We start from the raw sequence: 10,125 nt of genomic DNA, 5'->3' as shown, positions 1-10,125 counted from the left end.
TTTGAAAGAAATTCCTAAAAAACTAGTTGTAATTGGTGCTGGATATGTTGGAACAGAACTAGGGACTGCTTATGCTAACTTTGGTACAGAGGTTACATTCCTAGAAGGTGCAAAAGATATTTTAGGCGGATTTGAAAAATCGATGACTCAATTAGTTAAAAAAGGTCTGAAGAAAAAAGGCGCTACAGTGATTACAGAAGCAATGGCTAAAGGCGTGGAAGAAACAAAAGATGGTGTAAAAGTTTCATATGAAGTAAAAGGGAAAGAAGAAATAATTGAGGCGGATTATGTCTTAGTAACTGTAGGCCGTCGTCCAAACACAAGTGAAATTGGTTTGGAACAAGTGGGTATCGAATTAGATGAAAAAGGTCTTATTAAAGTTGATAAACAATCCCGTACAACTGTGAAGAACATCTATGCTATTGGTGATATTGTACCAGGTGCTCCATTAGCGCATAAAGCTTCTTATGAAGGTAAGATTGCTGCAGAAGCAATTAGCGGTGAAAAATCTGAAGTTGATTATATTGGTATTCCTGCTGTTGCTTTCGTTGAGCCAGAATTGGCTATGGTTGGTCTTACTGAAGCACAAGCAAAAGAAGAAGGCTATGACGTGAAGGTTGGTAAGTTCCCATTCGCGGCAAATGGCCGTGCATTATCCTTAAATAATACAGACGGTTTCTTAAAACTTATTACTCGTAAAGAGGATGGATTAATTCTAGGAGGTCAAATCGCTGGACCAAACGCTAGTGATATGATTTCTGAAATTGGACTAGCTGTTGAAGCTGGTATGACTGCAGAAGACTTAGCACTTACTATTCATGCTCATCCAACATTAGGTGAAATTACAATGGAGGCAGCAGAAGTAGCGTTAGGTTCTCCAATTCATATAATGTAATTTAAATTAAGAAGATAACCCAAGAGTCATCTGGGTTATCTTCTTTATTATGGCTCTAAAATATATGTTGGGGTTTTAATAAAATTTAAGCATAAAAAAACACGCAAGCTCCTATATCCTTTAAACTTGAATTGACGAGAAACAAGTGGATAGGAGTTGCGTGTATATGTATTTTAACATGAAATTACCTGGATTAGAAGAAATGAAAATAACGAAAACAGAGGAGATAGAGGGATCCTTTCATATTCATGTTCAGTTGCCAAAAAAACCTCATAAATGCCCTTCTTGTGGGGAGATAACAGAGCGTATTCATGATTATCGAGTGCAAAAAATTCAGCATTTAAAATTGTTTGAACGTAGAACCTATATTTTTTATCGTAAGCGTCGTTATAGGTGTGAGTGTGGAAAGAGGTTTGTAGAAAACAATAATATTGTCTATCGTTATCAGCGACATACGGTGGAATGGAATCAGGCGTTAGGTTTTCGAGTGATAAAGGGGAAGAATTTCAAGGATACTGCTGCCCAATTTCATACGTCATCCAATACAGCTATGCGACGTTTTGATAACGTATCAGCTGGTAAATTACGTGAGGTTAAAGCTCTGCCACGGGTAATAGCGATCGATGAATATAAGGGCGATACAAATAAAGGTAAATATCAGACCATTATCGGTAATGGTGAGACAGGTGAGCCTTTGGATATTCTTCCTGATCGGTCCGTAAAAACGGTGAAAAAGTATCTACAGGAAAAGGGAGAAAAAGTAGAAATAGTCATTATGGATATGAGTCATAGCTTTAAATCAGCTGTTCAACAAGCATTGGGGAATCCTATTATTATAGCGGATCGATTTCATTTCTGTCGTTATATTTATTGGGCACTCGAACGTGTGCGAAGACGAGTTCAAAAAGAATTCCACCCTTATGATCGTAAAAAGTGCAAGCGAATGAAGCATGTATTTTATAAGCATTATGAAGCCCTTAGCGCAAAACAACATTGGTACTTAGAAAGATATTTAGGGTTATCAGAAGATTTGAGAACAGCTTATGGGTTAAAAGAATCTTATCGAACTTGGTTTGAAGAAGCAAAGAAAATAGGAAAAGATAATATGAAAGAGGTTAAAGAAGGGCTGTATCAGTTTTATACGCAAGTAAAAGATGCGGGTTTAGAGGAATTTGAAAAAGCGATACAGACGCTACAAAATTGGCAACCTGAAATATTGAACAGCTTTGCCTTTGGGTATAGTAATGGGTTTATTGAAGGATTGAATAATCAAACAAAGGTTATCAAGAGAAATGCCTTTGGATTCAAGAGATATGATCGATTGAGATTAAGGGTATTATTACACCATCAATTTAAATCCGTAGCCAATTCAATAGGTTAAAGGGGTAGGAGCTAATAGCCCCACCCCAACATTTGACTTAGAACCTTTTTATTTTCCTTGCACAAATCTCTACAAAACTCACATAAAGATACTTAATCTTCCTAACATAATAGTTCCATAGATTCCAATTATACTTTCACCTTTACACATAATATACACCCATAAAAAAGAGCCAGATTACTTTATAGTGAAAGCAAATCTGACTCCCAAATATAGTTATTCTTTTGGTTGTAAATCCTCAATCGAATCAATATCCATGTATGCAGGTACAGTCAAGCCAATTATCGTACCTTGTAAGTTTGGTCCTAAATCAACAATATCTTCTTTATATTCTTCATAGAAAGGACCGTGTGTTATAGGTAACCATGGCGCAAGCGATGCGTCAGCATCATTGTTAGCTATTGCTTGGAACACAATTGCTGGGTCAACAGGTGTTAATGTGACCTCAAACCCTTGTTGTTCTAATACTAGTTTCATCACTTCACCAGAAGCACGCTCTGAATCCCAAGGGGTTAACACTAGTTCGATTTCTTTTCCATCTACCTTTTCTACACCTTCTGTCCATTCATTTACTTTATCTTGATTCTCTTCTACCCAATTACTTGCTGCTTCATCTATTGGAATTTCTTGTGCCTCAAGCATGACGGATTCCATATCTTCTACTTCCCAGTTGAAGCGATCAAGAATTTCATAAGCATTAGGCATATCCTCTTTTAAACCTTTTCTTGTTATTGTATTTATGTTCTCTTTTTCACCAAATGTACCTTTTGGATCCTCTAAATATTTCAAGTCATGAGCAGCAAACATAAAGTGTGGGTTCCAGCCAACTACAATAATTGGTTCTTCATTTTCTATTGCCTCACCTAGTTCCGTTAACATACCTGCAGTTGAACCTTCTACAACTTCCCAGCCAGCTAAGTTTTCATATTCCTCTAGAGTGGTTTGTGCAAGCCCCATTGCTCCTGCTCCAGGCTCAATCCCTATAATCGTATAATCTACCGCTTCACTTACATTAGCAGTCTCTTCTCCTTCTCCTGCATTACCATTATCCTGTGTCTCTTCTTCACCATTTCCACAGGCAGTTAACAGTAAAGCAAAAGATAAGATAAGAGTTATACTAATTAACTTTAATTTTATCATTTCTTTCCTCCTTTTAACTGGGGCAGTATATCTCAACATGCCCTAAATGCTTCCATCTTAGTTTAATCGTAACTAATTTATTAATACATTTTTGAAAGCATAATTAAAATAATACAACAGAAATAGTTATCAGTAAAATTGGATAAAATCCCAAATTATCGCATTTAGCATAAAAAAGTTTCCTCTCGACTTCTTAGAATATAAATTCATGGAAATAATCATTTTTTCTGGAATTTTTGTCGAATATTGACAAAAACTCCGTATTATAATTTTCCCTTGCACCTAATATCTTGTTATAATCTAGGGGAATGGGTGTATGTAAGGGAGGTTATACCATGAATGAAGTAACAAAATCATTACTAGCTCATCGTTCTTTCCGTTCTTATCAGGACAAAGAGGTGGATGAGGGACAGCTAGAGCAGATTATTCAGTCGGTTCAAGCTTCACCTAATTGGATTAATGGACAGCAGTATTCCATTATTGCTGTCAAAGATAAAGACCGTAAAAAGAAATTGGCGGAATTGTGCGGAAACCAAAAACATATTGAAGAGGCTCCCGTTTTTCTAGTCTTCTGCGCAGATTTTTACCGAACATATCTAGCCTCGGAAATGGAAGGAACAACATTAAATATTGCAGAAGATATCGACACATTAATCGTTGGTGTGACCGATGTCGGTATTGCTCTTGGAACAGCTGTAGCGGCTGCTGAATCATTCGGCCTCGGAACGGTATCCATTGGCGGAATTCGCAGAAACGCTTTAGAAGTCATCGATATGCTTGACTTACCGGAATATGTAATTCCAGTGTCTGGCCTTTGTATTGGTCATCCAGGAGAGGACGCTGGCCAAAAACCACGCCTTCCAAAAGAAGCCGTTTACCATGAGGAGCGTTACAACCGTAATCAGCAACCAATTCTAGAGGAGTATAATGATACATATTCTCGTTATCTAAGGGAAAGACCGAAAAACAATCGTATTGGCACATGGACAGAGTTTGTCGCTTCCTTCTTCAGCAAGCGTTATTATCAAGGTATTGCTGAAATGTTAAGAAAGCAAAAGTTTCCCGGGGGATAGTTATGCTTGTACGTAAAGAAAAAAGTCACTTTACATCCAAATTGGATGTAAAGTGACTTTATATATATTAATTAGTTTCGGATTAAGTAATCAAATGCGCCTAATGCGGCAGTTGCACCAGAACCCATGGAAATAATGATCTGTTTATAAACACTGTCTGTACAGTCGCCAGCAGCAAACACGCCTGGTACGTTGGTAGCTCCTGACTTGTCTACAACAATTTGACCAAACTTATTACGTTCAACGCCACTGTTTTCTAAGAAACCTGTACTTGGTACAAGACCGATTTGAACGAATACGCCTTGTAAATCGATATGGTGTTCTTCCTCTGTTTCACGGTCAACATAAGTAATACCGTTTACTGTCTCATCACCAGTAATTTCTTTTGTAGCAGCATTTTTGACAACTGTAACATTTGGTAGACTGTTAAGACGATCTTGAAGCACAGAATCTGCTTTTAATTCTGGTAAAAATTCAAGAACAGTAACATGTTTTACGATTCCTGCAAGATCAATTGCTGCTTCAATACCGGAATTTCCGCCACCAATAACAGCTACATCTTTTCCTTCAAATAATGGGCCATCACAGTGTGGGCAGTAGGCAACTCCTTTTGTTTCAAATTCCTTTTCTCCAGGGACACCTATATTGCGCCACTTAGCTCCAGTTGAAACGATAGCTGTTTTACTTTTTAGAACAGCTCCATTTTCCAATTCAACTTCAATAAAGTTGTCTTTCTTTTCAACATGCTGAACACGTTGTAAGTTCATCACATCAACATCGTATTCTTTCACATGTTCTTCAAGGCTAGCTGCGAGTTTCGTTCCTTCTGTATGTTTTACACTGATGAAGTTCTCAATAGCAGCTGTGTCTAAGATTTGGCCACCGAATCGTTCCGCTACAACACCTGTACGAATTCCTTTACGCGCAGCATAGATTGCAGCACTAGCTCCAGCTGGGCCACCACCTATAACAAGTACATCAAATGGTTCCTTATCTTCAAACTCTGATGCATCTGGACCACTACCAAGTTTGGCAAGAATTTCCTCAAGTTCCATACGTCCATTACCAAATGATTCCCCATTTAAGAAGATAGTAGGTACTCCCATGATGTTTTTGCTATCGACTTCATCTTTGAAAGCTCCACCTTCAATCATGGTGTGAGTAATGTTAGGGTTCAACACACTCATAATGTTCAGTGCTTGTACCACTACAGGACATTTTTCACAGCTTAGGCTGACATATGTTTCAAAATGATATTCGCCATCAATGGCTTTGATTTGGTCAATGACTTTTTGTTCTACCTTAGGAGCACGTCCACTTACTTGGAGCAATGCCAACACTAAGGAAGTAAATTCGTGACCAAGTGGAACACCAGCAAATGTTATTCCAGTATCTTCGCCAATACGGTTTACGCTAAAACTTGGTGTTCTTTTTAATTCTGTGTGCTCTACTTTGATTTTGGTAGACATGGTTGCTAATTCATCAACTAGTTCAAGCATCTCTCTAGATGTTTTATCAGAACCTGAGCTAACTTTAAGTAGAATATCATCTTCCACAAGAGCTAGATATTGCTCTAATTGTGATTTAATATCCGCATCTAACATGAAATATCGCTCTCCCTTAGATTTTACCTACTAGATCAAGGCTTGGTTTAAGTGTTTCTTCTCCTTCTTTCCATTTAGCTGGGCAAACTTCACCCGGGTTATTACGAACATATTGAGCTGCTTTGATTTTGTCAATAAGTGTGCTTGCATCACGGCCAATTCCTTCCGCGTTAATTTCAACAGCTTGAACAACGCCATCTGGATCGATAATAAATGTTCCACGATCTGCGCGACCTTCTTCTTCAACTAAAACATCAAAGTTACGGGAAATTTGATGTGATGGGTCTCCAATCATTGTATATGTGATTTTACCAATTGCTTCTGAATGGTCATGCCATGCTTTATGAGTATAGTGAGTATCCGTTGAAACAGAGAATACTTCTACACCTAAATCTTGTAATTTTGGATATTCTTTTTGTAAATCCTCTAATTCTGTTGGGCAAACGAATGTAAAGTCTGCTGGGTAGAAGCAAACAACGCTCCAATGACCTTTCAAATCTTCCTCTGAAACTTCGATGAAATCTCCATTTCTGTATGCTTGTGCTTTAAATGGTTCTACTTGTTTTCCAATTAATGCCATGTTTAATTCCTCCTATATAGTTATTTATAATAATTTTAATCCAATACTTATTATTGTATACTATTTGTTATTTGTCAATCCTTAAATACCGACATAAAGTGAATAATGAAGTTTTTTAAGAAGTAAGGTGAAATTATATATTTTCTCAATTACTCATTATAAGTTGTCGATATACTTATAGTTTCCGATTATGTTCTTTTTAATATATAGACTTATTTTTTAAGTGGAAAAGGTTAACTGGGAAGAACTAGAATTTAACCTATATGTTTAGCTTAAAAAAGCTCGTCTATTTTTTCAACTTAAGCATACAATGTTTTCGAGGTGAAAAAATTGAGAGAAGCAACTGTAGATAAAATGCAAATATTTATTGTGATGTTCTTCGTTAGTTTAATCATGAGTATTCAATCTCCAATTTTCACTCCATATGCAGCGATGATAGGGGCATCGAGTGTAATGATTGGTATCATGCTTAGTACAGCTTCATTAGCAAATTTAACTGGGAATTTGATTGCTGGACCATTGGTAGACCGTTTTGGTAAGCGTATATTTATTACACTACCATTATTTATATCTGGGGTTATATTTATCGGACATGCTTTGGTAAATGATTGGATTAGTTTGTTGATTTTACGAGCTTTAAATGGGTTTTCATTAGCATTTTTAATTCCGGCAGCTCTAGCATTATTATCGGGATATGCGGCAAACAGCCAGCAACAAGGAAAAAACATGGCTGTAAACGGAATATTAGGTACTGTAGCTAGTATTATTGCGCCTGTAATTGGCGGTAATCTCGGTGCTTTAATCGGTTATACCAATACATATTTTGTCATTGGACTAGCATTGATACTAACAGCCATTTATACAACTGTTTTTTTGAAAGATAGGCAAATTGTCGTTATTAATAAAGCAAATTGGTTTCAACCTTCATCATCATTACGCCAGTCACATCTTTTTGCAAGTCCTAACTTACCTATTGTGTACTTAGCGGGTTTCGCTGTAATGTATATTCATGGAGTCATTATATATGAGGTTCCATATCTGACCGTCGAAAGAGGACTGTCTACCGTAAGTACTGGTATTATGTTTAGCTTTATGAGTATTGGAACTTTCTTGGCCTTGTCCTTGTTTTTTATTAATCGTTTTGACCCGATAAAGCGAATAATCTTTGGGCTTTTCGGTATGTGTATGAGCTTATTCGTCCTATTCAATACTTCCATGGATATTGTTATATTATTATTTTTTATTGGAGTCTTTTTTGGAATTATAATGCCTGCAATGGCAACAGCTCTAACAGATGCAGTTTCTAGAGAGGGGTACGGAAGAGCTTTTGGAGTTATGTCTGCTGTTTATTCCTTAGGAGTGATTATTAGTTCATTTGTAACAGGTGTAATACGTGATGTCATTTCACCATATTTTATTGCCTTTTTAATAGGGATGGCAGTACTCACCGTTATTGGTTATTCAAGACTAAGATCTAGTAAATCAATAAGATCAGAAGTACATTGAGTCTTGTGGAAAATAAGGAAGGGGAGTTTCAATGAGAATAAAGCTATCTTTTATCGGAATCCTGTTGATTATCATTTTAATAGCTTTTCTTGATTCGCCAGAGGATGTTTATCATGGGTTTACACCGGATTTTAGTGGAGATGTTAGCCAGGCAACGGAGGAAGTAAATGCAGATGGAATAAATGAAATTGTCCCAACCTATTCATCTTTAGAATATGTATTGGTAAGTACTAGAGTAGAGGATGGCTATATGATAGAAAAGTATAGGGAATATGAAATATACGAGGATGAAAACGGAGTAGTAGTTAAACGTGAGCCGACGTCAAATTATGAATTTATCAGATATAAAACGAATGGAAAGAACTAAAGGGAGACCGACAATTACGGTAACTCCTTTTTTTATTGCAGGTTAAGGGGCATTATCTACTTCGACTAATTCGTCAAAAATCGAGATGGGACAGGCTAGATAGCAATGTTTAAATCTAGTAGAAAAAGTGAATAGAGTGGTAAGTAGATAGTAGTAAAGGGAGGAGCCTAGTGTTATGCATCCATTTAGTCAACTAAGTATGAACTTATTAATCGAGGCATACGAGAAGGCTGTTAAACTTAATTTGGAGGAAGATTTTATAACACTATTAAAAGATGAAATTAATCGCAGACTTTATAGAGATAGACATCATTCTTCGGAATATGAGAATTCAAGTATCATAAATTAATATTTCATATAAAGTCACTTCTTCTAGAGGTGGCTTTTATATTTTCTTTTTTATCGCAGGTTAAGGGGCAATAACACCCCACCTCAAAATGGATGAAAAACTAATGATTTTAGGTTGGGGATGAAAGAAAACATTGATTGAGGATTCTCTTTATTTTAAATATATTTGTAAATCAACTTTAAAACCAAGTGGTTATAACGCACAACAAAATTCAACATGTTACTACACATTCGTTAGAATATGCTCCATTACAATTATCAATCATAAATCATCCTATTTTAATAATAATTACTTCAAAAGTTTAATACAACCTAAATACGGGAATTATAGAAATAATAAAAATAAAAAGGTGATTTTTTTGAAGTATTCTATATATATTAGTTTGCTTGGGTTGATTTTTGCAATAGGGTTGATACTTGGATACGTAGTGTGGGGTACTGTAGAAGAGAATGCAGAAGAAAGCACCCATCATGAATGGGGTGCTTTACTGATTTCCTTGTAATTTGGTTACGGTTCTCGATGATGGCATGCGCCATTTAAAACGATGGGATATTACCCGTAAAATAAGGATGATGCAAAACAATGCATATAGCTGATAAGGTTGAACAGCCCAGCCTAATCCAATAACCAAACCCGCTATCAATGCCCATAGGATGTATATATCTTGACGAAAGACTAATGGTTTACGTTGTGCTAGAATATCACGTACAATTCCTCCACCAGCACCGGTTGCTGCGGCAGAAAACATAATGGCAATAATGGGTAGGTCAATCGAATGTGCATACATTGCCCCCTGAACTGCAAATGCTGATAAACCAACCGCGTCGAAAAAACTCCATTCTTTTATGCTGTTAATCGTTTTTTCTGGTAACAGCATTAAAATGGTAAGTGTAATAAAAGCTATTATAAATAGGTTTGTTTGTTGCCATACATCTGAAATCGGAAGACCAATTAGTAAGTTTCGGGTGGCACCACCACCAAATGCGGTAATAAATCCTAAGACATATGTGCCGATAATATCGTATTTAACTTCCATCGCAATCATTGCACCACTCATGGCAAAAGCAATGGTTCCAATTACATTCAAAACATCCCATACCAATTCACAGCACCCCCAAAACATTTTAAGCTATTTAATATTGATTTATTTTGAATACTGGAGAAAGATAGTTTGCTAAACAAAATATTTTTTGAATCAAATCACATTTTGCTCTATTGTTAAAGCCTTCC

At 36.4% G+C, this 10,125-nt stretch carries 10 protein-coding genes; 6 read left to right on the top strand and 4 right to left on the bottom strand.

Translation table 11 applies throughout. From position 1 onward, the window contains the following. Positions 1-895 (top strand): FAD-dependent oxidoreductase (locus CAO17_RS10320; RefSeq protein WP_179151856.1); only part of this gene is annotated, 895 nt, incomplete at its 5' end. A gap of 160 nt (positions 896-1,055) precedes the next feature. Next, positions 1,056-2,276 carry an ISL3 family transposase gene (locus CAO17_RS10315; RefSeq protein ID WP_085991018.1) on the top strand — a complete coding sequence of 407 codons (1,221 nt, stop codon included), beginning with the start codon at positions 1,056-1,058 and terminating at the stop codon, positions 2,274-2,276. Between the two features lie 216 nt (positions 2,277-2,492). Here CAO17_RS10315 and CAO17_RS10310 read toward each other — a convergent pair whose 3' ends face one another. Then, complete coding sequence (locus CAO17_RS10310; RefSeq protein WP_085992681.1) at positions 2,493-3,416, bottom strand: glycine betaine ABC transporter substrate-binding protein; 924 nt, start codon at positions 3,414-3,416, stop codon at positions 2,493-2,495. Between the two features lie 335 nt (positions 3,417-3,751). Here CAO17_RS10310 and CAO17_RS10305 point away from each other — a divergent pair, with 335 nt between their 5' ends. Continuing rightward, on the top strand, positions 3,752-4,489 hold the full coding sequence (locus CAO17_RS10305) for an NADPH-dependent oxidoreductase (RefSeq protein WP_085992680.1): 738 nt from the start codon (positions 3,752-3,754) through the stop codon (positions 4,487-4,489). A 71-nt stretch (positions 4,490-4,560) separates the two neighbouring features. Here the strand turns inward: CAO17_RS10305 and ahpF are convergent, their stop codons facing one another. Together ahpF and ahpC are read right to left on the bottom strand one after the other, a co-directional pair. Beyond that, on the bottom strand, positions 4,561-6,093 hold the full coding sequence (gene ahpF, locus CAO17_RS10300; protein WP_085992679.1) for an alkyl hydroperoxide reductase subunit F: 1,533 nt from the start codon (positions 6,091-6,093) through the stop codon (positions 4,561-4,563). A gap of 16 nt (positions 6,094-6,109) precedes the next feature. Further along, on the bottom strand, positions 6,110-6,673 hold the full coding sequence (ahpC, locus tag CAO17_RS10295; protein WP_085992678.1) for an alkyl hydroperoxide reductase subunit C: 564 nt from the start codon (positions 6,671-6,673) through the stop codon (positions 6,110-6,112). Positions 6,674-7,003: 330 nt separating this feature from the next. On the opposite strand from ahpC, the gene CAO17_RS10290 reads away from it, so the two are divergent. From CAO17_RS10290 to CAO17_RS10280, 3 genes are all read left to right on the top strand, one after another. Continuing rightward, positions 7,004-8,179, top strand: coding sequence for an MFS transporter (locus CAO17_RS10290; protein ID WP_245831820.1), 1,176 nt, complete (start codon positions 7,004-7,006; stop codon positions 8,177-8,179). A gap of 31 nt (positions 8,180-8,210) precedes the next feature. After that, positions 8,211-8,546 carry a hypothetical protein gene (locus CAO17_RS10285; RefSeq protein WP_085992677.1) on the top strand — a complete coding sequence of 112 codons (336 nt, stop codon included), beginning with the start codon at positions 8,211-8,213 and terminating at the stop codon, positions 8,544-8,546. 175 nt (positions 8,547-8,721) lie between these two features. After that, positions 8,722-8,895 carry a sporulation histidine kinase inhibitor Sda gene (locus tag CAO17_RS10280; protein WP_085992676.1) on the top strand — a complete coding sequence of 58 codons (174 nt, stop codon included), beginning with the start codon at positions 8,722-8,724 and terminating at the stop codon, positions 8,893-8,895. A gap of 484 nt (positions 8,896-9,379) precedes the next feature. On the opposite strand, the gene CAO17_RS10275 is transcribed toward CAO17_RS10280, so the two are convergent. Continuing rightward, positions 9,380-9,997: a trimeric intracellular cation channel family protein gene (locus tag CAO17_RS10275; RefSeq protein ID WP_085992675.1), complete on the bottom strand. Its 618-nt coding sequence runs from the start codon at positions 9,995-9,997 to the stop codon at positions 9,380-9,382. Positions 9,998-10,125: the final 128 nt, after the last annotated feature.

Origin of the sequence: Oceanobacillus senegalensis (genome assembly GCF_900176885.1) — a bacterium.
GTDB classification, from domain to species: Bacteria; Bacillota; Bacilli; order Bacillales; family Amphibacillaceae; genus Oceanobacillus; species Oceanobacillus senegalensis.
The sequence above is the reverse complement of the archived record's forward strand: the minus strand, read 5'-3'. Positions and strand labels throughout refer to the sequence as shown.

What these genes read in the sequence shown, in the direction of transcription:
- CAO17_RS10310 (WP_085992681.1), bottom strand. Translation starts at nt 3,416, where the DNA reads ATGATAAAATTAAAGTTAATTAGTATAACTCTTATCTTATCTTTTGCT.
- ahpC (WP_085992678.1), bottom strand. Translation starts at nt 6,673, where the DNA reads ATGGCATTAATTGGAAAACAAGTAGAACCATTTAAAGCACAAGCATAC.
- ahpF (WP_085992679.1), bottom strand. Translation starts at nt 6,093, where the DNA reads ATGTTAGATGCGGATATTAAATCACAATTAGAGCAATATCTAGCTCTT.
- CAO17_RS10280 (WP_085992676.1), top strand. Translation starts at nt 8,722, where the DNA reads ATGCATCCATTTAGTCAACTAAGTATGAACTTATTAATCGAGGCATAC.
- CAO17_RS10305 (WP_085992680.1), top strand. Translation starts at nt 3,752, where the DNA reads ATGAATGAAGTAACAAAATCATTACTAGCTCATCGTTCTTTCCGTTCT.
- CAO17_RS10285 (WP_085992677.1), top strand. Translation starts at nt 8,211, where the DNA reads ATGAGAATAAAGCTATCTTTTATCGGAATCCTGTTGATTATCATTTTA.